This is a genomic window from Kurthia huakuii LAM0618 (assembly GCF_000505545.1).
GTDB lineage: Bacteria > Bacillota > Bacilli > Bacillales_A > Planococcaceae > Kurthia > Kurthia huakuii.
In genome coordinates this window covers 1-22,041 of the sequence record NZ_AYTB01000002.1, presented here as the reverse complement: position 1 = coordinate 22,041, position 22,041 = coordinate 1, and the positions used below count along the sequence as shown (strand labels likewise).

General features: G+C 42.5%; 24 protein-coding genes and 2 rRNA genes. 5 read left to right on the top strand and 21 right to left on the bottom strand.

Translation table 11 applies throughout. The features are described from left to right. Positions 1 to 48: 48 nt before the first annotated feature. Complete coding sequence (locus V514_RS0100135) at positions 49 to 1,227, top strand: serine-tRNA(Ala) deacylase AlaX (protein ID WP_029497640.1); 1,179 nt, start codon at positions 49 to 51, stop codon at positions 1,225 to 1,227. 496 nt (positions 1,228 to 1,723) lie between these two features. On the opposite strand, the gene V514_RS0100130 is transcribed toward V514_RS0100135, so the two are convergent. The 11 genes from V514_RS0100130 to V514_RS0100080 form a co-directional block, all read right to left on the bottom strand. Beyond that, positions 1,724 to 2,980, bottom strand: a complete 1,257-nt coding sequence (locus V514_RS0100130; protein WP_029497639.1) for a hypothetical protein — start codon at positions 2,978 to 2,980, stop codon at positions 1,724 to 1,726. A gap of 160 nt (positions 2,981 to 3,140) precedes the next feature. Next, positions 3,141 to 3,341, bottom strand: coding sequence for a cold-shock protein (locus tag V514_RS0100125; RefSeq protein ID WP_029497638.1), 201 nt, complete (start codon positions 3,339 to 3,341; stop codon positions 3,141 to 3,143). A gap of 231 nt (positions 3,342 to 3,572) precedes the next feature. Further along, positions 3,573 to 4,244, bottom strand: coding sequence for an ankyrin repeat domain-containing protein (locus V514_RS0100120; RefSeq protein ID WP_029497637.1), 672 nt, complete (start codon positions 4,242 to 4,244; stop codon positions 3,573 to 3,575). Between the two features lie 25 nt (positions 4,245 to 4,269). Then, the gene (locus V514_RS0100115; protein ID WP_029497636.1) at positions 4,270 to 4,887 is read right to left on the bottom strand and encodes an NAD(P)-dependent oxidoreductase; all 618 of its coding nucleotides are present in this window, start codon (positions 4,885 to 4,887) and stop codon (positions 4,270 to 4,272) included. A gap of 127 nt (positions 4,888 to 5,014) precedes the next feature. After that, entirely contained in the window at positions 5,015 to 5,392 is a 378-nt protein-coding gene (locus V514_RS0100110) for a Na+/H+ antiporter subunit G (RefSeq protein ID WP_029497635.1), read from the bottom strand. Beyond that, complete coding sequence (locus tag V514_RS0100105; RefSeq protein WP_029497634.1) at positions 5,370 to 5,654, bottom strand: Na(+)/H(+) antiporter subunit F1; 285 nt, start codon at positions 5,652 to 5,654, stop codon at positions 5,370 to 5,372. The genes V514_RS0100110 and V514_RS0100105 overlap by 23 nt, the downstream gene beginning before the upstream one ends. Beyond that, the gene (locus V514_RS0100100; protein WP_029497633.1) at positions 5,647 to 6,141 is read right to left on the bottom strand and encodes a Na+/H+ antiporter subunit E; all 495 of its coding nucleotides are present in this window, start codon (positions 6,139 to 6,141) and stop codon (positions 5,647 to 5,649) included. Before V514_RS0100100 ends, V514_RS0100105 begins: the two co-directional genes overlap by 8 nt. Positions 6,142 to 6,153: 12 nt before the next feature. Further along, positions 6,154 to 7,632, bottom strand: coding sequence for a Na+/H+ antiporter subunit D (locus V514_RS0100095; RefSeq protein WP_029497632.1), 1,479 nt, complete (start codon positions 7,630 to 7,632; stop codon positions 6,154 to 6,156). Beyond that, the gene (locus V514_RS0100090) at positions 7,625 to 7,969 is read right to left on the bottom strand and encodes a Na(+)/H(+) antiporter subunit C (protein WP_029497631.1); all 345 of its coding nucleotides are present in this window, start codon (positions 7,967 to 7,969) and stop codon (positions 7,625 to 7,627) included. Before V514_RS0100090 ends, V514_RS0100095 begins: the two co-directional genes overlap by 8 nt. Further along, positions 7,969 to 8,397, bottom strand: a complete 429-nt coding sequence (locus V514_RS0100085) for a Na(+)/H(+) antiporter subunit B (RefSeq protein WP_029497630.1) — start codon at positions 8,395 to 8,397, stop codon at positions 7,969 to 7,971. Before V514_RS0100085 ends, V514_RS0100090 begins: the two co-directional genes overlap by 1 nt. Next, positions 8,387 to 10,792 (bottom strand): Na+/H+ antiporter subunit A, encoded by a 2,406-nt coding sequence (locus tag V514_RS0100080; RefSeq protein ID WP_029497629.1) that lies wholly within the window; start codon positions 10,790 to 10,792, stop codon positions 8,387 to 8,389. The genes V514_RS0100085 and V514_RS0100080 overlap by 11 nt, the downstream gene beginning before the upstream one ends. Before the next feature lie 270 nt (positions 10,793 to 11,062). On the opposite strand from V514_RS0100080, the gene V514_RS0100075 reads away from it, so the two are divergent. Continuing rightward, positions 11,063 to 11,743, top strand: a complete 681-nt coding sequence (locus V514_RS0100075) for an adenine nucleotide alpha hydrolase family protein (RefSeq protein ID WP_029497628.1) — start codon at positions 11,063 to 11,065, stop codon at positions 11,741 to 11,743. 148 nt (positions 11,744 to 11,891) lie between these two features. On the opposite strand, the gene V514_RS18610 is transcribed toward V514_RS0100075, so the two are convergent. Both V514_RS18610 and V514_RS0100065 read right to left on the bottom strand, forming a co-directional pair. Beyond that, on the bottom strand, positions 11,892 to 13,088 hold the full coding sequence (locus V514_RS18610; protein ID WP_035944038.1) for an MFS transporter: 1,197 nt from the start codon (positions 13,086 to 13,088) through the stop codon (positions 11,892 to 11,894). A gap of 87 nt (positions 13,089 to 13,175) precedes the next feature. Further along, positions 13,176 to 14,126 carry a carbohydrate kinase family protein gene (locus V514_RS0100065; protein ID WP_029497627.1) on the bottom strand — a complete coding sequence of 317 codons (951 nt, stop codon included), beginning with the start codon at positions 14,124 to 14,126 and terminating at the stop codon, positions 13,176 to 13,178. Positions 14,127 to 14,312: 186 nt separating this feature from the next. On the opposite strand from V514_RS0100065, the gene V514_RS0100060 reads away from it, so the two are divergent. Beyond that, positions 14,313 to 14,879 carry a GNAT family N-acetyltransferase gene (locus V514_RS0100060; RefSeq protein ID WP_029497626.1) on the top strand — a complete coding sequence of 189 codons (567 nt, stop codon included), beginning with the start codon at positions 14,313 to 14,315 and terminating at the stop codon, positions 14,877 to 14,879. Between the two features lie 29 nt (positions 14,880 to 14,908). On the opposite strand, the gene V514_RS0100055 is transcribed toward V514_RS0100060, so the two are convergent. Beyond that, positions 14,909 to 15,598, bottom strand: coding sequence for a Crp/Fnr family transcriptional regulator (locus V514_RS0100055; protein WP_029497625.1), 690 nt, complete (start codon positions 15,596 to 15,598; stop codon positions 14,909 to 14,911). A gap of 94 nt (positions 15,599 to 15,692) precedes the next feature. On the opposite strand from V514_RS0100055, the gene V514_RS0100050 reads away from it, so the two are divergent. Together V514_RS0100050 and V514_RS0100045 are read left to right on the top strand one after the other, a co-directional pair. Then, positions 15,693 to 16,607: an EamA family transporter gene (locus V514_RS0100050; protein WP_029497624.1), complete on the top strand. Its 915-nt coding sequence runs from the start codon at positions 15,693 to 15,695 to the stop codon at positions 16,605 to 16,607. Positions 16,608 to 16,662: 55 nt separating this feature from the next. Then, positions 16,663 to 16,917 (top strand): hypothetical protein, encoded by a 255-nt coding sequence (locus tag V514_RS0100045; RefSeq protein ID WP_029497623.1) that lies wholly within the window; start codon positions 16,663 to 16,665, stop codon positions 16,915 to 16,917. A 39-nt stretch (positions 16,918 to 16,956) separates the two neighbouring features. On the opposite strand, the gene V514_RS0100040 is transcribed toward V514_RS0100045, so the two are convergent. The 7 genes from V514_RS0100040 to V514_RS0100010 all read right to left on the bottom strand — a co-directional run. Beyond that, complete coding sequence (locus V514_RS0100040; protein WP_029497622.1) at positions 16,957 to 17,727, bottom strand: ABC transporter ATP-binding protein; 771 nt, start codon at positions 17,725 to 17,727, stop codon at positions 16,957 to 16,959. After that, on the bottom strand, positions 17,724 to 18,701 hold the full coding sequence (locus tag V514_RS0100035) for a FecCD family ABC transporter permease (RefSeq protein ID WP_029497621.1): 978 nt from the start codon (positions 18,699 to 18,701) through the stop codon (positions 17,724 to 17,726). Before V514_RS0100035 ends, V514_RS0100040 begins: the two co-directional genes overlap by 4 nt. A gap of 9 nt (positions 18,702 to 18,710) precedes the next feature. Further along, positions 18,711 to 19,592, bottom strand: a complete 882-nt coding sequence (gene isdE / locus V514_RS0100030) for a heme ABC transporter substrate-binding protein IsdE (protein ID WP_029497620.1) — start codon at positions 19,590 to 19,592, stop codon at positions 18,711 to 18,713. A gap of 1 nt (position 19,593) precedes the next feature. Then, the gene (locus V514_RS0100025; RefSeq protein ID WP_029497619.1) at positions 19,594 to 20,031 is read right to left on the bottom strand and encodes an NEAT domain-containing protein; all 438 of its coding nucleotides are present in this window, start codon (positions 20,029 to 20,031) and stop codon (positions 19,594 to 19,596) included. Positions 20,032 to 20,237: 206 nt separating this feature from the next. Continuing rightward, positions 20,238 to 21,056, bottom strand: coding sequence for a metallophosphoesterase (locus V514_RS0100020; RefSeq protein WP_029497618.1), 819 nt, complete (start codon positions 21,054 to 21,056; stop codon positions 20,238 to 20,240). A gap of 110 nt (positions 21,057 to 21,166) precedes the next feature. After that, positions 21,167 to 21,282: ribosomal RNA gene (gene rrf / locus V514_RS0100015) — 5S ribosomal RNA — on the bottom strand. 117 nt (positions 21,283 to 21,399) lie between these two features. Then, positions 21,400 to 22,041 (bottom strand): 23S ribosomal RNA (locus V514_RS0100010); the annotation flags it as partial.

Genomic DNA, 22,041 nt, shown 5'->3' with positions numbered 1-22,041 from the left:
CTAGAACATTCGGTACAATAGAGTTAATTAAAAAAGGAGGCGTTTTTTATGCGCGAGTTATTTTATTATCAAGATGCGTACATACAACAGTTTGACGCAACAGTTACACGCACAGCAACCGATGACCAAGGTCTATATGTCGTCTTAGACAATACGGCTTTTTATCCAGAAGGTGGGGGCCAACCAACAGATGTTGGGACACTTGATGATGTCCGCGTTCGTGATGTCCAAAAAGTAGGCGACGAAATCCGTCATTATGTAGACGCCGAGCTACATGGTGTGGTTCGCGGGCAACTTGATTGGGCGGTGCGCTTTGACCATATGCAACAACATGCAGGGCAGCATATTTTAACAGCCGCGTTCGTTGAATTATTCAACTATCAAACGGTGTCATTCCATTTAGGCTCTGGGACGATTACGATTGATTTAGCTACTGAAAATGTCACAGCAGCCGAGCTTCAACAAGCCGAGGACCGCGCGAATGAAATCGTCCTTGAAAATCGTCCAATTGAAACCAAATGGGTAACGGCTGAAGAAGCGGCAACTTATCCGCTTCGCAAACAATTAAAATTCACCGAAGATGTGCGCCTTGTCATCATTCCAGACTTTGACTACAATGGCTGCGGCGGCACGCACCCTCGCGCTACAGGTGAGGTTGCGATGATTAAAATTTTATCGACCGAGCGTCAGAAAAAACAAACGCGCGTGCATTTTATGTGTGGCGAGCGTCTGCGCCAAAATATGACGATGCGTAAACAGGTCATGGCGAAGGCGGCACAGCTTGTAAGTCGCCCAGAAAGTGACATCGCAATTGGTATCGAAAATTTAATCGACACGAATAAAAAGCTCGAAAAACAACTGGCAGCAGCGCGTGAGCAATTACTTGATCTTGAGATTGCGAAGTTAGCGGCAACGAATGAACCTATCATCGCCGCAACATTTGAACAGTATTCCATGCAGCATCTCCAAAAAATCGCGCGCACATTAACTGCGAATCATGCTGAAAAAGCCGTTGCACTTGTGACAACAGACCATACAAAAACGCAAATCGTCCTCGCTAAAGGCAAGCAATCAGGCGTTGCCGCAAGCGCCAATGACGTGCTAAAGGCGACGCTTGCACAAATGAACGGTAAAGGTGGCGGCAATGATACGTTTGCACAAGGTGGCGGCGATACGTCACTTGATGCCGCAACGGTGTTAGCGATTATTACCAAGCAATTCCATTAAGCGCTAGAGGCTGAAAAATATCATCTCATATGAGCATAAGAAAAACCGGAATCGTGCTGTAGCGCCGTTCCGGTTTTTCGTTGCGAACGCTAAAAAAGGAAAGTGACATGTTTTGTCCTAGTCTCTTATTTTGCGCAAAAAAAAACTCACCAACATCGATGAGTCAAAAAAGAATATGAAAAGGGAGATTACATACCACCTGCAAGGCAAGTGGTTATGTATAGACGTCGACTCTTGCTCATTATTATGGACACTTCCGATGGTTAATCGGAAAAAGGAAGAGCGAACGCCTATTTGACAAATCTAGACTATGGGAGATTCTAGCTGTCCTATTACGTACCTTAATAGAAAGCATTAGGTGTAAGTGAAATTCGCTTATCCAAAGCGAAATGGATAAGCCAACAAATGTGGTCTTGTACAATTTCGCATTTTCTATTAAGGATTACTTATTAATTACCCCGCCACATTCACACAAAACCTATTTTTTGTTAAAATATTAATATTTTATCTCGAAAAACCAATATTTTTCTGCTTTAACGATATTTAAAAACTTATTCCAATCCGCAATTCGAAGCTGTAATGTAAAAGCATCTGCTTCGGCGCTCACCATATCATCTTGCTGATTAAAACGATACCATTCATTTGAATCTTGATAGCGTTCAAGCGTGCTGCCGATGCGCACCTTTTCATCAAAAACTTCAAATGCTTCATGCACAACATTCGTAAAAATCGGTTCGATGGCATGTGCGATTGCGAGTTTATGCATTTTATTCGTCCACAATGCGACTGCTTCGCGATCAATCGGTGCATATAAACGCTTATCTGGCGCATATGGATTGTTTGATTCCTCGCGTTGACGTTTATCTAAATCATTTACTTTATAAGTATAAAATGAATTGTACGCAATTTGGAATTTTTCACGTAAGCCGGGTGTAATTTGCGGATGTTCAATCAGTACTTGTGTTTTCATCGCAAAAAATCCGAGTTCAATGCCGAGCTGCTCTTCACTAACAGACGTTGATTTTTGCATAATTAGCCATTTACGTGCTGATTGGTAAAAAGCCGCTGCTGCAATTAATTCATGCTCACTATAAAGGCGTTCAGGAAGCTCTGTGCCGTTTTTAAGTGTTACAAGACGTAAAATATCGCCCATAAAGTACGAATCACGTAACAGCCATTCCTCAGGTGTCCCAACGACTTGTGCAAAATCTTCATGTAAACGGACATATTCCGCATATTGATAAATTTTTCGGCGATACAGTTCTTGAATTGATTCAAATAATAGCGGGCGCTCATTCGGCAATTCATTGCGTGCAAAAAAGTCGCCAATGCCTTCAACGAATACATTCGTCATTCGCTCAAAACTACGATTAAAAATTTCGCGTAAACTATTCAGTTGTTCGTCGCGCTCATCGTCGTCAAAATCGCGATGAATACGCGCATGATACGTCACATATTGCGATGCTAAATAATCGACATGTTCGACAATCGTACACATACGTTTTGTCGAAATGCCATTTTTGGCACTCAAATTGTATTCAACCATTTTCCATAAAATATCACGTGGTAACCCATTCTCATAAATTTCATCACGTGACATATTTTGAAGCATGACTTGTTTATCTGGTGAATAGTAATGCGGTAAGCGCTCTTCTGCTCGCTCGATATAAATACGTTTCAGCTCAGCCAAATCTGTCGGATCTACATACCCCTCAATGTGATCTGTTCGTTTCCCATCATTTGAAATCGTCATACTTATTCAACACTCCCCTCACATGTATGCGCATACAATTTTAACGAATGAATAACTCTATTATAGAAGATTCTGTAGGTTTTTGAAATTATCAGCCATAAGGCGATTTAGGTACAAAAAAAACGAAGTTGGGAAATCCCAACTTCGTTTAAATCAGCTACTAGATTTTTTCTACGTTAGCTGCTTGTGGTCCGCGGTTGCCTTCTTCGATTGTGAATTCAACTTTTTGACCTTCTTCTAAAGTTTTGAAACCTTCAGATTGGATTGCTGAGAAGTGTACGAATACATCGTCGCCACCGTCTACTGCGATGAAACCGAAGCCTTTTTCTGCGTTAAACCATTTAACTGTACCTTGTGTCATGTGTAATGACCTCCTAAAAAAAATTAATAATAGAGATCTTTCAATTGGTAAAAAAATTCACTTACTAGAGAGTGAATCGCAAAACACGATTCCCTTCCAATAAGTGAATGTATTAATTACGATGAACCGATTTCTTTATTACACTCATTATATAACGATATAGACCTAAATGTCGAACAAAAAATTTACAAAACGTCAGAATTTTTTCCATTTACTGAGGGAATTTCGTTTTTAGAGTCGGTTTAAATGTTGGATTAGCAAACGAGAAATCTCGCTATAGCCGCGTTTTTCCGCGTGTTCAAGCGGTGTCACACCGTCCTTATCCGCGATATTCGCGTTTGCACCTGCTTCTAACAATAACTTGATAATTTGTTGGTAATTTTTACTGCCGTCTCCTAAAATAATCGCTTCTAAAAGAGCCGTCCAACCTAAATTATTAATGTGGTCAATATCGCTCGCTGTATGCGTTAAAATCCACGCTACCGTCTCAACAGCGCCGCGTTCACAAGCAGGAATCAAGCCGTTACCACCATATCGATTTGTAATATGTGGATTAATCTTCCCATTCATAAGCTCTAAAATATCGACATACCCTTCTGCAGCCGCATATAAATACGGTGTGTTTTTTAAATCATCTTGTTGATTCACATTGGCGCCCGCTTCGATTAAAATCTCAGCAAGTTCAACATGATGATTGTATGTAGCCATCATCAATGCTGAACGCCCACGCCGATTTGTGACATGCACATTTTGCCCACGTGCTATATATCGTTTTACTTCTTTTATTTCTTGTTCTTGAATCGACCGAAACCATGTTGGCTCTGGTCCTTCTTTTTTCTTTTTATAGCCAAGCGCCACTCCAATTGAGAGCGCGAGCATCGCTAATTTATTGCGTTTTTTCATAAAAGCGAACACATCCTATAATCGATTAATACGCAATGCCGACTCGCTTTTTAGAAAATAGGTGGTCGGTCATTACTTTGTACGTAAAGTCTGCGGTGTCATAAACGGATATGCGTTGTCCTTCCTCTGGTAACAAGTCAGCTTCTACACGGTAGTCACCAGTTCGCTCACCCATCGGTAAGGCTGTTGGACAAACAAGCGTCCAATCAAGCGTCGTTTTTTGTAACATATAAAATGTTTTTGCGTGTTCCTCTGCCGCGAATTTTTTTGCGCGGCGCGATTCCACGGAGTCATAACGTAACTTTCCAGGCTCTAAACGACTATCTAAAATACCCGCCGTGCCAATAGAGACGATTCGCTCGATTTGAAGTTTCAAGCACACATCAATCATATGTTGCATCGACTCTGTCAGCGTTGTCGTTTGATCAGTGCTAAGTGATGATAATATCATATCGGCCTTTTCAGCCGTTTGTTCAATGTCCTCATACACTTTTGCATCGCCGACAACGACTGTTAAATTTGGATGCGCCTTTAATTTTGTCACATCACGCACAAGTGCGGTGACCGTATGCCCTTCTTCTAATGCCTTCTGTAAAAAAACAGTCCCTACGCGTCCCGTTGCGCCAAATAAAGCAATATGCAAGACGAATTCCCCCTTGTTTATTAAAGCTGGTGATACCTTATTGTAAATTATTTTGCACGACAATTGTTAGTAAGAGTTTGCTTTGTTATCAAAAAGAAAAGAAGCCGTAAAAACCGGCTTCTTCATCTTAATAGTCGCTTCTTTTTTTCCCTTTTTCATCGAATAATTGCTCATACAATGCATCATCCCCGGACTGCTGTGATAATGGGACACCTGAACGATACGCTGCACGCGTAATTAAATGCCCCGCTACAGGTGCTGTTAAAAAGACAAAAATAATACCGAGCAATAAGCGCACACTCACGTAATTTGTCGACGCAATCAAATAAATAAACGCACCGATCAGCGCTAGCAATACAGCCAGTGTTGAACTTTTTGTCGCCGCATGAGAGCGCGTATAAACGTCCGGCATACGAATGATACCAAAGGCGCTTATCACACTCATGATGCTCGCCAATAAAATGAGTAGCGCGGCAAGCAACTCAACGATTTGATTTGCGCTCAATAATAACACCTCGCTCAATATATTTTGAAAAAGCAATCGTGCCAATAAATGATAAAATGCCCAGAATTAAAATGACTTCTAAATACGCGGTCGTGCGCTGCAACAATGAAATAATCGCAATCATCGATAGCATATTGACGCCAATCATATCAAGCGCCACAACACGGTCCGGTAACGATGGCCCTTTTATAACACGGTAAAGGCAAATGACGACCGTAATCGTAAAGAAAATAAGTGCTACTGTTAAAATAGCGTTAATCATCATAGCGTCGCGTCACCTCCTTAATCGCATCTTCAAATGACTTCATCGACTTCAAAATCGACAGACGTGCATCGCCCATATCGGTCGCATGAATGTAAAAAACATTGCCAGAAGGCGACACTTCCATGACGACCGAGCCTGGCGTTAATGTTAATAACAACGCCAAAGTTGTCACTTCGGTATCGCTTTTTAACTCCGTTTTATATGTGAAAATGCCCGGTGTAATGTTCATTTTCGGGCTCAAAATTTGTTTAAATACGAGCACACTCGACATGACGAGTTCCTTTAAAAACAGCAGTATCAATTTAATAATCGCAACGACGCGGCGCAAGTAAAATGGTGTACCGAAGAAACGGTGCATTAAATAAAGCACGACGATTCCAATTAAAAACCCACTGAAAAATGTCGTTAAATAAATTTCATTTTCATCTTTCAGCAACATCCATAAAACCGCAATGAATAAATTTAATAAAAATTGCGATGACATGTCGTACACCTCCTACTTTCCTAAAATCGCTTCAATATAAATAGATGAATCCGCAAGAACACGCGCCGCATCGGTAACATATGGCATCAACGTTTCAGCACTCGCACCTAAATAAAGCGACATAGCGCCAAGTGCGACAATCGGTAGCAACATGGACTTTGGTAGCTTTACTTTATCCTCATCAGCAATCATCGTTTCACCGAAAATCGCATGAAGCATGACGCGTAACAGTGAATACAACACGATGACGCTCGCACCAAAACCAACCGCCAGTGAAATGTAAGAACCCGATGCAACAAGCCCTTGCCCCATCAGAACCTTGCCAACAAAACCACTAAATGGTGGCATACCTGTCAGCGCGACCATGACGACAAGGAACATCCAGCCAAACAGCGGATAGTGATGAATAAGACCACTCATATCGTCGTAGCGCTCCTGCTTCGTCAAATAAATCATCGTGCCACAAATTAAAAATAGCATCGCCTTCCCGACCATATCGTGCATCATGTAATAAAGTGCGCCAGCATAAGCCGCTTCATTATTTGCGCCAACAGCGAGCAACACAAAGCCAACACCAATAACAACATTAAACGCCGCAATCTGGCGAATATCGCGGTACGCAATGGCGCCAAGCGAACCGGCAATTAGCGTACTAATCGCCATCACAGTAATCAACCCATGTGTCACGTTTGGCTGCGTCGTAAATAGAAGTGTAAACGTGCGGATAATCGCATAAATCCCAACCTTCGTCAGTAACGCCGCAAACATCGCCGCAATCGGTACAGGTGGCACACTATAAGACCCCGGTAACCAGAAGAACAACAGCAGTCCGCCCTTTAACGCAAAGACAACTAAGAAAAATAGCGCAATTGTCGTAATGAGTGGGTCCGGCCCAAGCTCTTGCACACGCTGGGCAATATGTGCCATGTTTAGCGTTCCAATTGTACCGTATAAAAAGGCAATCGCGACAAGAAATAGCCACGACGCCACAATATTAATAATGACGTACTTGAGTGACTCACGAAGCTGCTCCGCGCGACCACCAAGTGCAATTAGCGCATAGGACGCAAGCAACATCACTTCAAAGCACACGAATAAATTGAAAATATCGCCCGTTAAAAATGAACCGTTAACGCCCGCAAGCATCATGAGCATTAGTGGATAGGCAAACATTCGCTCATAGTGTGGTGAAAACGAACGAAACGCGTAAAGCATACAACAGAGCGTCACGGCATTTGCGATGACGACAAGTAAGACCGCAAACGGATCTGCGACAAATAAAATACCAAATGGCGGTTGCCAGCCACCAAAATCAACGCGCTGAATTCCTTCTGTATGCACAAGTTGTAGTAACATCACGCTCATGACAATCATCGCAACAAGCGTCACGACAACAATGGCGCGCTGCAAATAACGATAATTGCGCAAGAAAATGAGTAAGACCGCTACGAGAATTGGTATAACGAGTGGCATCACAATCAAATTAGTCATGCTCATCACCTCGCAACTGCTCTAAATCATCGGTACCATTCGTTTTGTATGCACGAAATGCGAGTACGAGCACAAATGCCGTTACCGCAAAACTAATGACAATCGCCGTTAAAATTAACGCCTGCGGCAATGCATCCGTATACGGACCATTTGCTGTTTGATTGCCAAGTAGTGGCGCCTCACCTTTTTTCACTTCACCAATCGTTAAAATTAATAAATGGACCGCATGTGATAAAACGGCCGTCCCTAAAATCACGCGAATAACGTTGCGCGATAATACTAAATACGTGGCGACAGAGACGAGCACGCCAATCAATAAAATCATTAACGTTTCCATTAGTCCCCGTCCCCCTCTGCAATACTGACAATAATCGTCATCACAACACCAACAACCGTTAGTGCGACACCAAGCTCAAAAATCATCACCGTACCTAATTCCTTGTCCCCAAGTAGTGGGATATGGAATTTTTGTGCCGTCTGTGTCAGAAAATCAGCGCCAAATAACACCGAACCAAAACCCGTCCCTACTGCTAAAAAGACGCCGAGTGCCGCTACTTTTTTAAAATCTACCGGAATGCCTTGCTGTACCTTTTCAATGTCGAATGTTAAATACAATAAGACAAATGCCGACGCAATGACTAAACCACCGATAAAGCCTCCACCTGGCGAATAATGCCCGGCAAAAAACAAATAAATCGCGAGCGTTAAAATAATGAAGACGACAAAGCGTACAACCGTCCGTAAAATAACATCATTAATTCTCATGACGGTCGTCTCCCTTCCTCATTCTAAATTTAATCATCGTATAGACACCAATCCCGGCAATACAAAGCACGACGACTTCAAGCATCGTATCAAAGGCGCGGAAATCACCTAAAATCGTATTGACGATATTTTTACCACCCGCAAGCTCATAGGCATTTTCAAAGAAAGATGAAATTGTCTTAAATTCATTGAAATGCAGTACCGATAACGACACGAGAACAACGAGTGCGCCAACAAATAGCGCAATAAACGCATTGGTCGTCTTTTCGCGACGTGATGATTTTTCAGGCTTCCACGCTGGTAAATACGTGAAGCATAATAAAAATAAGACCGTCGTCACTGATTCGACGATGAGCTGTGTCAGCGCTAAATCTGGCGCGCGGAAAATAACGAAGAAAATCGAAATACCAAAGCCAATCACACCATTTAACACCGTCGCCGTGACGCGCGACTGGACAAATAGCATTGCGACAGCTGCAACGGCCATCATAAATACGAGCAATACTTCATACACATGAATTTCCGCATTATTTGCCATGCTAAAACGGAAGGCATCATTCACGATGAAATAGCCTCCAATTATCACAATTAAAAACACATAAATGTACAGCGAATAATGGCGTAGTGAACTAGTCATATACAGTTTTGTCACGAATGACGACACATTCTCACCTTCGCTTAGCACACGATTAAAAACATGATTAAGCGTAAACTGTGCCGGCAACGTATTGTAAATGCGGCGCCACACAGCAAGCGTCCGGTATAGGACAAACCCTAACAGCACAACGCCAAGCGTCATGATGAGCTCGGTATTAAAACCATGCCATGCATAAACATGTGGCGTCATCTCTTGCATCGACGCAAGCCCCGGATAAATACTTACCATCGCCGGCGCTAAAATATACGTCGCTAACACATTCGGGAAAAAGAAAATCGCAATGACAAAAAACACGAGCACAAATGGGGAAATAAGCATGCCAAGCGGAGCCTCATGTATCTTACGGTCTTGCGGTAATTTTTCGGTCGTCCCAAAGAATGTTTTAACGACAATAATCATGCAATAAATAAATGTAAAGACACTCGCAATCCAGGCAATAACCGGTACGAGCGCCGTAGCACTTGCACGTGACAACACATCAGCTTCTGCGATATGAAGTGCCGATGTGAAAAACATTTCCTTACTTAAAAAGCCATTAAACGGCGGTAGCCCTGCCATCGACATACTCCCGATGACGGCGATTGTAAACGTCGCTGGCATAATCGTCATCAAACCACCAAGGCGGCGAATATCGCGCGTTCCCGCCTCATGGTCAATGATGCCAACCATCATAAATAAGGCGCCTTTAAATGTGGAGTGATTGATTAAATGAAATAAGGCAGCAAAAGCGGCTTGTGTATAAATAATCGCCGTGGCATCTATGTCCACATGAAACGCAAGCGAGCCTATTCCAAGCAAACTCATAATTAAGCCGAGCTGACTAACGGTTGAAAACGCGAGTAATGCTTTTAAATCAGTCTGCTTCACCGCATTAAACGAACCCCAAAATAGCGTAATAAGCCCGACAATCATGACCGTCCAAAACCATGTTAAATCATAAGCAAATAGCGGGGTTAGACGCGCGACTACATAAATCCCTGCCTTCACCATCGTTGCCGAATGCAAATATGCGCTAACCGGTGTTGGTGCTTCCATCGCATCAGGTAACCAAATGTGGAATGGAAATTGTGCGGATTTTGTAAAGGCGCCTAATAATACACAAATCATAGCCGGAATAAAAAGCGTATGCTCAACGAGTGATGGTGCTTGTGCAATCATTGCGCGAATACTAAACGTATCGGTCATCGCATGCAGCATAATAAAACCGGCAAGCATCGCAATACCGCCTGTAACGGTAATGAGCATCGATTTTCGTGCACCTGCTTTTGAGGCGCGGCGGTGATGCCAAAAGGCGATTAATAGGAATGACGAGACGCTCGTTAATTCCCAAAATGCATAAAGCACCATTAAGTTGTCTGAGAATACGACGCCAAGCATCGCACCCATGAATAGTAGTAAGTAGCAATAAAAATTATGAAGTGCTTCTTTTGTGGATAAATAAAAAATAGAATAGAGCACAACGAGCGCCCCAACGCCGGAAATTAACAAGCCGAAAATCATACTTAAACCGTCTAAATATGTCGTAAAGTTAATGCCGAGCGATGGGATCCACTCATATGTATGCGTTTGAGTTTCACCTGAGGAAATCAGTGGAATAAGGCGCGCTAGTAAAATAAATACCGTCACTGGTGCAAGTAACACAAACCAGCCGATTTTCACCTTTGTAAATGCCTTATAAATAAATGGAATAAGTGCAGCCATCAATAATGGGAAAATAATTGCGAAATGAATGGTCACAAATCTTTTGTCCTCCTTTTTCAATTTACTTGACGTTGTTGTAGTAAGCCATCATAATAGATAGCCATACAGTAAAAAAGAATGTCCTACGATTCTTCTGTCGTAAAATAGCACATAAAACAGCATCTATTTCGAACAATAAAAAGCTGTTTTGAGTTATTTTTATACTAAAATTATACACAATCCTCTCGCATTTTTCATCGATGAGGATTGATTTCGTATGAAATTATATTGAAAACACAAAAAATCGTTGAAAAGGTGGGAATTTCTGTGAAATATTTACGCGGACGTATGGATGAAAGCATTTTAGTATGTGTGTACTACGGTCCAAACGGAGAACGTTTAATTCGCAGGGGACATGAAATCGCGCAAATGCTCGATTGTCCTTTATATGTATTAACAATTGATCGACTACCGCTAGACGAAATCGATTCAACTAAACGCGACAGCCTCGAGCAGTGGCACACGCTTTGCGATGAACTCGAAGTCGAGGAATTTATTATTAAAGATGATGAAGACCGCCCGATTCAACGCGTTATCGCCGAAGTTTGTCATGATTTAAACATTACGCAAGCGATTATCGGCCAGACAGCGCAAAGTCGCTGGGAAGAAATTACAAAAGGCTCGTTCGTCAACTTATTGTTACGTGCACTACCATTCGTTGATTTACATGTCGTATCAGTTGAACGTGAAGTTATTAATTCAAATGACACGATGTTTGAAAAAGGGGCACGTGCATATTTAGTCCATGAAGAAGATCGCTACAAAGTCACATTTGTGTGTAAGAAAAACATGATTTGTGAAGGGATTTTCTTTAAGGAAATTGGTACGGATTTTGAAAATGGCATTTTTAAATTCATGTACAAAGGTGCGCTCCATGAAATTCCAATTGATGAAGGCGCTGTCGATGAACTAGATGCCAAAAAGCTACCGGAATTTGAATCCGCATAAAGTAAGAAGAGATTGGAACAGATGTGTAAAAACAACCGCTCCGATGAGCATAAAAAAACCGGAATTGCGCTGTGGCGCGGTTCCGGTTTTTCGTTGCGAACGCGAAAAAAGAAAAAGGACGTATGTTGTCCTAACCGCTTCTTTTTCGTTATACTTTGCGGTCGTTTGGCATGAAAAAGCCAAAAATGCCGAGTAGCGGTAAAAAACTAACAAGTTGCATCGTCGCCGTAATGCCAAGCTGGTCCATCAGCACGCCAATCACAACCGAGCCAAGTGCTCCCATACCAAACGATAAACCGACCGTTAGTCCTGACATCATGCCAATTTTATCCGGCACAAGCTCCTGTGCATAGACGACCGTCACCGAGAAGCTCAGCATAATACTAAAACCAATGATGAATGCTAGTACCCACGCGCCCCACAGCGGAACATACGGCAACATGAGCGCAAACGGCATCGGAATAATCATCGATGCCATAATGACATGTTTACTGCCAATACGGTCAGCGAGTGGCCCGCCGACAAACGTCCCAATGGCGCCGAAAAATAAAAAGACAAACACGATAATTTGTGCGGATTTAACGTGTAAATCATAATGCTCCATTAAATGAAAGACGTAGAAGTTTGTAATATTGGCCACGTAAAATGAACGAATAAATAATAAGAACAATAATATGCCAAGTGCCGAATAGACTTGCTTCTTCGTCAGCGCCGTAAATTTAGAAATAAGCATGCGTTTTTTCTTCGAGCGCTTTTCTTCTTCTAAAACATCACGATACCACAAAGCAATGCGTGAAAGTACAAAAATGCCAACTGATGACACAATTAAAAACCACGCGGCACCGATTTGTCCAAACGGTACGAGCACAAAGGCACTAATTAACGGTGCGAGTGACTGCCCCACATTGCCACCAACTTGATAAATAGACTGCGCTAACCCACGCTTTGAACCAGCCGCCATAAACGATACTTTCGAGCCCTCCGGATGAAAAATCGCCGAACCAAGCCCTAAAAAAATCATCGACACGATAATCCACGCATAACTTGGCGCAAATGCGAGTCCTAAAATCCCAATCGACGATGACGTCATCGCGAGCGGCAACCAAAATGGCTTTGGCTTTTTGTCACTATAATAACCAAACACCGGTTGCAATACCGACGCAATCATTTGCAGTGTAAACGTGATAAAGCCGAGCTGTGTAAAGGTCAGCCCCATTTCGTTTTCAAGCACCGGAAACATCGCCGGTACGACCGCCTGCAGCGTATCATTAAATAGATGGCAAAAGCCAATCGCTAAAATAATCGGATATACCGGATTTCCTGTCACATTCGCAACTTTCTTCATGTACTTTCCCCCCGTCTTTCTCTCAGTATACAGAATTCTCCTAAAAAAAAAGCAGCCCAGAAATGATTCTGAGCTGCTCGCTAACGATTATGCGTTGATTAATTGTTGAATATCTTTTAAATGTGGCATCGCCGTAATCGCGCCCGGCTTTGTCGCAGCCATCGCGCCCAAGCGATTCGCAAAATACACATAGTCAAATGCTTCATCTATTGTTGTAGGCATCCCTTGTAAGTGGATTTGACGTAAAATCCCGGACATAAAGGCATCGCCAGCACCTGTCGTATCAACGCACACAATGTCGATAGACGGCACGTGACGCGTTTCTCCGTTCATGACTAAATATGTGCCATTAGCGCCAACTGTAATCATCACTAAACCGATATTGTATGCCGCTAACTTTTCGATACCTTCTTCGATTGTGTCTGCTTCCATTAAGAATAACAGCTCTTCATCGGCAAGTTTTAACACATCTGCTTGTGATAAAAATTCAGCGATTGTGTCATGGCATTGCTTCGGACTTTCCCAGCGCAGCGGACGGATATTGGCATCCATCGCAATAATCGCCTCATGTTTCACCGCTAAATGAACAGCTTTTTTCGTCGTTTCTAATGCGACAGGGTGGAACATTGTATTGGAACAAAAGCTAAAAACAGAAGCTTTTTCAAATGCTTCTTCCGCTAAAGAATCCGCTTCTACTTGTAAATCTGGTGTTTCATCAATATAGTTTGTAAACATGCGTTCATTGCCTTCTAACAAATAAACATCTACACTTGTGACACGTTTTTCTGGAACCATTTTCGCGTAATCTAAACGAACACCCTCCGTCGTAATTTCATCGCGTACGAATTCGGATACTTCGTCATCACCTGTAAGTGTAATTAATGCGGCTGGTGCGCCAATACGAGCTACACCTGCAGCTACATTAACCGTTGTTCCCCCTAAAAACTTCGTAAATGTTGTATTTGTTCGGTCGTTTGAAATAAAATCAACAAATGCGTCCCCATATAATAAAACGAACTCTTTTTTGGACTGTGTCATTGCTCTGCTCCTTCAAAATAATATGTCCCCATATCGTACCATAGAAGTCAGACAACATGAAAGCTAGTTGAAAAAGAATTACGTCAATTTTTTTGAAAATGTGAAAATTCTACTGCATTTTTAAGTATATTGAACGCATTTTTCATAAAGCTCTGCTATACTGCTGTCTAGAGGAGATGATTTTTCATGGTAGTAACCATTCGACCAGCGAAGCCGGAAGATGGCGTACTTGCTGCACCGTTAATCGTAGATGCAATCGATGAAATTGCCAATCGTTTAACAGGTGAAGAAGATTCTGAAAAAGTATTACAAATGTTAGATGAGCTGTTTAAACGCACAGCGAACCGTCATTCATATTTGAACACGTATGTGGCAGAGCTTGATGGGGAGTTTGCAGGCGTTATGGTCGTGTACGGCGGCGATAAAGCGGAAACACTCGATAAAAACTTAGAAAAATGGTTAGCAGATAAAGGGGCCGCTGTTCCTACAATTGAAGTAGAAGCGCGCCCAGATGAATTTTATATTGATACGATTTGCTCATCACGTGCACATCGTGGCCAAGGTGTCGGTACAGCGCTATTAAACCATGCCGATGTTGTAGCGAAAGAAAAAGGCTATCATAAAGTATCACTTAGTGTCGAAAAACAAAAAGTACGCGCACGTCAATTGTACGAACGCGTTGGCTTTAAGTTCTCTGAGCCGTGGATGATTATCGGCGAAGAATTTGACCACTTAGTAAAAGAATTACATTAAAAAAGTATCGCTTCCGGGCGATACTTTTTTTATTCATAACGTGCCCCTTGTGACAATTCTTCGAGCGCTGCTTTATTTAAAATATGGATTGAACGGCGACTTTTTTCGATAACGCGCCGTTCAACTAGCTGCTTCATCACGCGATTTAGATGACGATGTGTCGTCCCAAGTAAATCGGCAATTTCGCTAACGCTCGCATACTGCATGTCATACGCAAAATCCTCGCTATCAGTTACCGACAATAAGTAACTCGCAAAGCGCTGGTCGACCGATGATAGTAAATTGACGCGCGACGCCGTCGTATTCGTCTGTAATTTATACGTCACATGTTGCAACAGCGACTTTAAAAAGGCCGCATTGTTCATTTCAAAGCGCCGCAAATATTCAAATGACAACGCGATGCACAGGCAGTCCGTCACCGCGGTGATTTGTGATTGCACCGGTACATGGCGAATAAATTCGATGTCGCCAATGACCGCTAGTGGATGATTAAAGCGCAACAACAACGATTTCCCGTTTCCTACACTCGCAGTCGCCTTCATCGTGCCCTCGACTAAATACAGCAAGCTCGTCATGTCCGCCCCCTCGGCAAGCATCACCTCACCCGCTTCAAATGCTTGTAGCACAAATGGATGCTTTTTTAGCTGAGGAAATATCGTTTCAAAATGATACGTCACTAATTTTTCATGTAATAAATGTTCATTTTTAACAATCTTCACGCAAAGCCTCCTCTTTTTGGACATATGTCCTTTTTCATTATAGAAAGAATTGTTATGATGGGGAAAGTGAATTTACTTGAGGAGTACAAAAAATATGAACAAAAAATTACTTTATCCGCTGTTAATCATTATTGGCTCAAGCTGCTATGGGATTTTATCAACGATGATTAAAGTTGCGATGGAACATGGTTTTACAACCTCAGAAGCCGTCACTGCACAATATGTAATTGGCTTTTTATTAGCAGCCTTTCTTTTTATTTTGACACAACGCTCGATGCCTAAACTAACAGGCAAAGGATTTTTAATTATTATGTGTGCTGGTCTTCTAACAGGAACAACCGGTATTGTTTACGGACAATCAGTACACTATTTACCAGCGTCACTTGCAGTCGTGATGCTCTTCCAATTTACATGGATTGGCGTACTATTAGACTGCGTCGTTCACCGCCGCCTACCAAAACGTCCAGAAATCATTTCGATTGCGATTTTAATCGTTGGGACGATTTTAGCTGCCGGTGTCATTGACGCTGATTTAACAGGTCTTGACTGGCGTGGTTGGGCATTTGGCTTTGCAGCAGCATTTAGCTTTGCGTGCTTTATGCAATTTAACTCAAAGCAAGTCGAAGGTGTCACACCGATTAGCCGTATGTTACTAATGTCGATTTTCGCATTGATCATCGTGTTGATTTTCCAATCACCAGAAGTCATCACTAACGGCAAGCTATTTACGACAGACTTATTATACTTTGGTCTAGCACTTGGCTTCTTCGGGATTATTTTACCGATTATTTTATTCTCGATTGCGGTCCCAAAAGTTGGTGGCGCCACAGCCTCGATTTTAAGTGCGACAGAATTACCGGTAGCAATTATTGCATCGGTTATCGTCCTTGGCGAAGTACTGACAAACTTACAAATTTTTGGTATCATTCTCATAATCGGTGGTATGATTTTACCGACCATTTTAGAACAACGAAAACAGGCATTACACTCTAAAGGAACTGCACATTAGTGCGGTTCTTTTTTTCAACGCCCGGGTAAAGAATACTATAGAAAGGTGGATGCATATGACCATTGCAGTTTTAATGCTCTCAGTAGGTACAATCATGGGCATCACCGAATATTGGGTAATTGGCAATTTTTTGCGTCAACGTATGCCTAAGCAAACAGCGATGATGATTACGATTTCCTTTTTAGTAGCTGGCATATTGTTTATTGTCCTCGGCTCACTTGACCTCGGCATCGACTTCACACTCTATCTTGGAATCCCCGTTGTCATTTGTGCGATTTTTTCTGTTATTCGTGTAGCGCGAGTAAACTAAAAAGAGCAGGAAGCGCCATTATGCACTTCCTGCTCTTTTTTAGCGTGAAATTGGCAACATAACTGTCCCTAGCTCGTCATCCTCATAAATGCGCGATGTCACACCGTACACATCATAAACACGTTCAGCCGTCACGACCTCTCTTGGTGTTCCTTCCGCTACAATGTAGCCATCGTTCATCATGATGATGTGGTCGCTATAGCGCAGCGCCTGATTCATATCATGAAGCACCATAACAATCGTTAACCCGTGCTCATCATTTAATCGCTTGACTAAATCGAGTAGCTCAAGCTGATAATACATATCTAAGTACGTCGTCGGCTCATCTAAGCATAAAATCGCCGTACGCTGTGCAAGCGCCATCGCAATCCATACGCGTTGACGTTCGCCGCCTGACAGTGCCATTAGCGAGCGCTCGCGTTTATCCAATAAGTTCGTCACCGTAAGCGCCCAATCAACCGCCTCATCGTCAAGTGTTGTTTGACGTTTCATAAAGCTTTGATGCGGCACGCGGCCAAATGCGACAAGCTTCTCAACCGTTAGCTCCTCAGGCGTCGTATTATGCTGATAAACAATCGCTAATTTGCGCGCAAACTCCTTTGGCTTAAATGTTAAAATATCTTTTTGCTCAACTGTAACAATCCCACTATTCACTTTATGATTACGTGAAATGACATTTAATAGCGTCGATTTGCCGCTGCCATTTGGCCCAATAATCGTCGTAATCTTTTGTTGTGGAATAATCGTCGACACATTTTCTAAATGATTGCGACTGCCATCGTATGATAACGTTACATGGTCAATATTCATTTCGCTCGGTCACCTCTTCGCAGTAAGAAAATTAAAAATGGCCCGCCGATAATAGCCATCAATGTAGAGGCGGGAATTTCTTGCGGTGCTACTAATGTCCGTCCTAACGTATCCGCCACTAAAATTAATAGCGCCCCTGCAAGCATCGAAAACGGAATGACGTATTTATAATCATTGCCGACAAGGCGCCGTGCAATATGTGGAATCAACAAGCCAACAAATGAAATAACACCTGCAACAGCCGTCGCAATCGCTGATAATAAAACCGCGACAGCCGCGATGATGACGCGCGCTGTCATTAATGGAAAGCCTAGACTGCGCACCGTTTTATCATCGAGTGTCAGTAAATTACACCATTTCACAAGCAGCCATGCGAGCACTAAACCAATCGTGCCGTACAGCACCATAATTTCCACTTCAGTCCATGTTTTCATCGTCATATTCGATGTAAACGAGCCATCAATCGTCACATTCATATAGCTACAAATCATAATGAAGGCCTCGCGCAGTCCCGTAAATACCGCACTAATCGCAATGCCGACTAAAATCAACCGCATCGGCTCTAGCCCTGACTTCCACGACAATGCAAAGACGAGGAAGCAAGCAAGTGCCCCACCGATAAACGCAAACAGTGGTGTAAAGAAAAATAGCGTTGGCACAAACGTAATAATGAACATCGACATAAAACCTGCACCAGCTGAAATCCCGATCACCCCTGCATCTGCTAGTGGGTTACGCATCACAGCTTGCAACAATGCACCTGCTACGGATAGCGCAGCACCTGCAAAAATAGCAATAATAATTCGCGGGAAGCGCAAATCTTTAATAACCGCAAAATCGTCATTATGTGCACCAAACAATGCGCGAATAAATTCACCTAACCCCATATTGACGCTACCTGTCGTTGCCGAGAAAAAAATCGCGACAAGCAACAGTAACGTCACTCCTACAAAGCTTACAATCCTTTTTGTCATCATAATCCCCTATTGTTCCTCATAAAAAATTCGATATAATTCGTCAAGCGCATCACCTAATTGAAGATTAGCCGTCGTTTGAAATAACGGCTCCTCTAAGTCATAGACACGCCCCTGTTTTACGGCATCAAAATGTTTCCACACCGTATTCGTTTTAAATTCCTTATCAAACATGGCCATTACTTCATCTGGCATACCGTGTGCCATACACAAAATAATGTCTGGCTTACTTTGCTGTAAATATTCTGTATTCGATGCTAAGTACTCTTCTGAAGGTCCTTGAATCGCATTTTCGCCTCCAGCAGCTTCGATTAAACTACCAATGTATGAATGCTCAGTGGCGACTAAATAGCTCCCTGGCACTCCTAAAACTGCTAATACTTTCGGTTTCGTTTTATGCGCAGTCTGCTCTTTTAATGCTGCTAGCTTCGCATCAAAAGACGCAACGAGTTTCTGCGCTTGCGCCTCACGGTCAAATTCTTTTCCGAGCGCTAAAATCGTCTGCTGCATTTGCGTGACACCTTGTAGATCGAGGTATTGCCCCTCTACATTAATATTCTTCACAGCAGGCTTTAAATCATACTCAAGCGTCGTCACCGAAATAAAGACATCCGGTTTTAATGATTTCACGACTTCCATATCGGGGTTCATCGCATTGCCAATCTCTGTTGCATCTTTATAACGTACTGGTAGCTCCACCGTTGATGTGGGTACCCCAACAACTGAATCAATTTCTAACTTATCCAAAATGTCCGCTACAACCATCGTTCCAGCGACCACTGTTTTCGTATCAGCCGTCGCTTCTGCAGCCGCCTTTTCTTCTGTCTTTTCATTGCTACACGCAACGAGCATCATGCAGCTAGCGAGTAGTAGTAACCATCTTTTTTTCACGTTACTTCACCTTTTTCACAGAACCAAATTTCAATTTCATTGTGTATGAATGGTAGTAATTTTGTGAAGGAATCTCCACACGTGTTTTCACTTTTGTCGGTTTTTTCGAGCTCAAGCTACTCACTTTAAATTGCACAACACGTGTATCTTTCTTTTTATTGCGGCTTACGACCTTATTGCCACCCGTTGTAGCTGAAAACTTTTTAATCCAACTACTTTTTTTAATTGTAATGCGCGCGGTCATTTTGCCATTTTTCACAGTAATTGTTGCTGGCTTCACAAAATAATCATTGCCATAAGAAGTCGAATTTCCTTGTGCATTCATAACCGTATAATTCACTTTATACGTACCATCCTTTAATTTAGCTTGCCCTTGTTGCGCTGGGATTAATGCGAGCGCTAAAATAAATGCCAATGCCATTGCTAAAAACTTTTTCATATCCTATTCCCTCCGATTAACTGATTATCATTCTCATTTAAATTTTAAACGATAATCCAATATCGTCAATGGAATCACTTATTTTTACGCAAAAATCCATATTAAGCACAGTTATAGCTCAAAAGTCCATGCTTTTTCTATTTCAGCGTAATAAATCATGTCAAGTATTTTTCTTCGTGCAAAATAAAAAAAGTGATCAATCATGATCACTTTTCCGAATGTAGCGTGGCTACGACAATTTCAGGTGGATTAAAAATACGCACATTAACACGACTATTACCAAGGCCTCTGCTAATCACTTGTGTCAGCTGACCTTTGCGTTCAATGCCTTCAATATGTGACGGGAATAAATTCATCTGATGATCGACAAGACCTCCAATACCAGGAACTCTTATCTGGCCGCCATGTGCATGCCCATTAAACGTTAAATCAATGCCCGCATCTACATAGTCTTGATAATATTCTGGGCGATGTGCCAGCAATAATCGAAACGTTTTATCTGATGTACCGACTAACGCCTCACGCAACATCTCCGGAGACTCTTTACCATTAAGCGGATCATCAATACCGATAATGTCGATGGCCGCACCATTACGATAATATGACACCGTTTCATTTTCTAACACATGTACACCAATACTTCTCAATAATTTGTTGATTTGTGGCACATCATTTAATGACACTTCATGATTCCCATTTACATAATAAACAGGTGCAATCTTCACAAAGCCCTCAACAGCCTCTAAACTATTATCTAAGTCATAGCGATAACGATCGACCAAATCCCCTGTAATAACAATCATATCTGGTTTTTCGTCTTTCACTTTTTCAATCAACTTACTTTGTTCAGGTCCAAATTCTGCATGATGCAAATCCGAAATTTGTACAATTTTCAAGCCATCCATTTCTTTGGGTAGCTTTTTTAAGGTCATTGTATATTTCGTTAGATGAAGCCATTGTTGATTAGCATATAAAAAACAACCTAATAAGCCGATCACTGCTAAAATCGCTATCCATTTTTTCATCTAATCATCCTTCACTTATCCACTGTATATTAAAAGTGTCGTGTTTGGCAAATATCCACAGTCTAATTGAAAATACAAAAAAAGCACCGATAAAAATCGGTACTTCGTGTGCCTAGCAACGTCCTACTCTCGCAGGGGGAAACCCCCAACTACCATTGGCGCTAAAGAGCTTAACTACTGTGTTCGGCATGGGAACAGGTGTGACCTCTTTGCCATCATCACTAGACTTACGTACAAGGATGTACTGACTTACGTGTTACAACATGGACGTTGTGAACTTAGCGTAAGTTCCTTGAAAGAATTGTTCTTTCAAAACTGGATAAAATGTGACATGAAAGTATATTTGGTTAAGTCCTCGACCTATTAGTATTCGTCAACTCCGTATGTCGCCATACTTCCATCTCGAACCTATCTACCTGATCGTCTTTCAGGGGTCTTACTTACTTGCGTAATGGGAAATCTCATCTTGAGGGGGGCTTCATGCTTAGATGCTTTCAGCACTTATCCCGTCCACACATAGCTACCCAGCGATGCCTTTGGCAAGACAACTGGTACACCAGCGGTGTGTCCATCCCGGTCCTCTCGTACTAAGGACAGCTCCTCTCAAATTTCCTACGCCCACGACGGATAGGGACCGAACTGTCTCACGACGTTCTGAACCCAGCTCGCGTACCGCTTTAATGGGCGAACAGCCCAACCCTTGGGACCGACTACAGCCCCAGGATGCGATGAGCCGACATCGAGGTGCCAAACCTCCCCGTCGATGTGGACTCTTGGGGGAGATAAGCCTGTTATCCCCAGGGTAGCTTTTATCCGTTGAGCGATGGCCCTTCCATGCGGAACCACCGGATCACTAAGCCCGTCTTTCGACCCTGCTCGACTTGTAGGTCTCGCAGTCAAGCTCCCTTGTGCCTTTACACTCTGCGAATGATTTCCAACCATTCTGAGGGAACCTTTGGGCGCCTCCGTTACCTTTTAGGAGGCG

Bases quoted from the DNA above. Each gene is read 5' to 3' on its own strand.
- V514_RS0100025 (WP_029497619.1), bottom strand. From the start codon at position 20,031: ATGAAAAAGTTTTTAGCAATGGCATTGGCATTTATTTTAGCGCTCGCA.
- V514_RS0100135 (WP_029497640.1), top strand. From the start codon at position 49: ATGCGCGAGTTATTTTATTATCAAGATGCGTACATACAACAGTTTGAC.
- V514_RS0100060 (WP_029497626.1), top strand. From the start codon at position 14,313: ATGGTAGTAACCATTCGACCAGCGAAGCCGGAAGATGGCGTACTTGCT.
- V514_RS0100130 (WP_029497639.1), bottom strand. From the start codon at position 2,980: ATGACGATTTCAAATGATGGGAAACGAACAGATCACATTGAGGGGTAT.
- V514_RS0100105 (WP_029497634.1), bottom strand. From the start codon at position 5,654: ATGATTAACGCTATTTTAACAGTAGCACTTATTTTCTTTACGATTACG.
- V514_RS0100050 (WP_029497624.1), top strand. From the start codon at position 15,693: ATGAACAAAAAATTACTTTATCCGCTGTTAATCATTATTGGCTCAAGC.
- V514_RS0100045 (WP_029497623.1), top strand. From the start codon at position 16,663: ATGACCATTGCAGTTTTAATGCTCTCAGTAGGTACAATCATGGGCATC.
- V514_RS0100125 (WP_029497638.1), bottom strand. From the start codon at position 3,341: ATGACACAAGGTACAGTTAAATGGTTTAACGCAGAAAAAGGCTTCGGT.
- V514_RS0100065 (WP_029497627.1), bottom strand. From the start codon at position 14,126: ATGACACAGTCCAAAAAAGAGTTCGTTTTATTATATGGGGACGCATTT.
- V514_RS18610 (WP_035944038.1), bottom strand. From the start codon at position 13,088: ATGAAGAAAGTTGCGAATGTGACAGGAAATCCGGTATATCCGATTATT.
- V514_RS0100040 (WP_029497622.1), bottom strand. From the start codon at position 17,727: ATGAATATTGACCATGTAACGTTATCATACGATGGCAGTCGCAATCAT.
- V514_RS0100035 (WP_029497621.1), bottom strand. From the start codon at position 18,701: ATGACAAAAAGGATTGTAAGCTTTGTAGGAGTGACGTTACTGTTGCTT.
- V514_RS0100120 (WP_029497637.1), bottom strand. From the start codon at position 4,244: ATGAAAAAACGCAATAAATTAGCGATGCTCGCGCTCTCAATTGGAGTG.
- V514_RS0100100 (WP_029497633.1), bottom strand. From the start codon at position 6,141: ATGTCATCGCAATTTTTATTAAATTTATTCATTGCGGTTTTATGGATG.
- V514_RS0100090 (WP_029497631.1), bottom strand. From the start codon at position 7,969: ATGGAAACGTTAATGATTTTATTGATTGGCGTGCTCGTCTCTGTCGCC.
- V514_RS0100095 (WP_029497632.1), bottom strand. From the start codon at position 7,632: ATGACTAATTTGATTGTGATGCCACTCGTTATACCAATTCTCGTAGCG.
- V514_RS0100020 (WP_029497618.1), bottom strand. From the start codon at position 21,056: ATGAAAAAATGGATAGCGATTTTAGCAGTGATCGGCTTATTAGGTTGT.
- V514_RS0100085 (WP_029497630.1), bottom strand. From the start codon at position 8,397: ATGAGAATTAATGATGTTATTTTACGGACGGTTGTACGCTTTGTCGTC.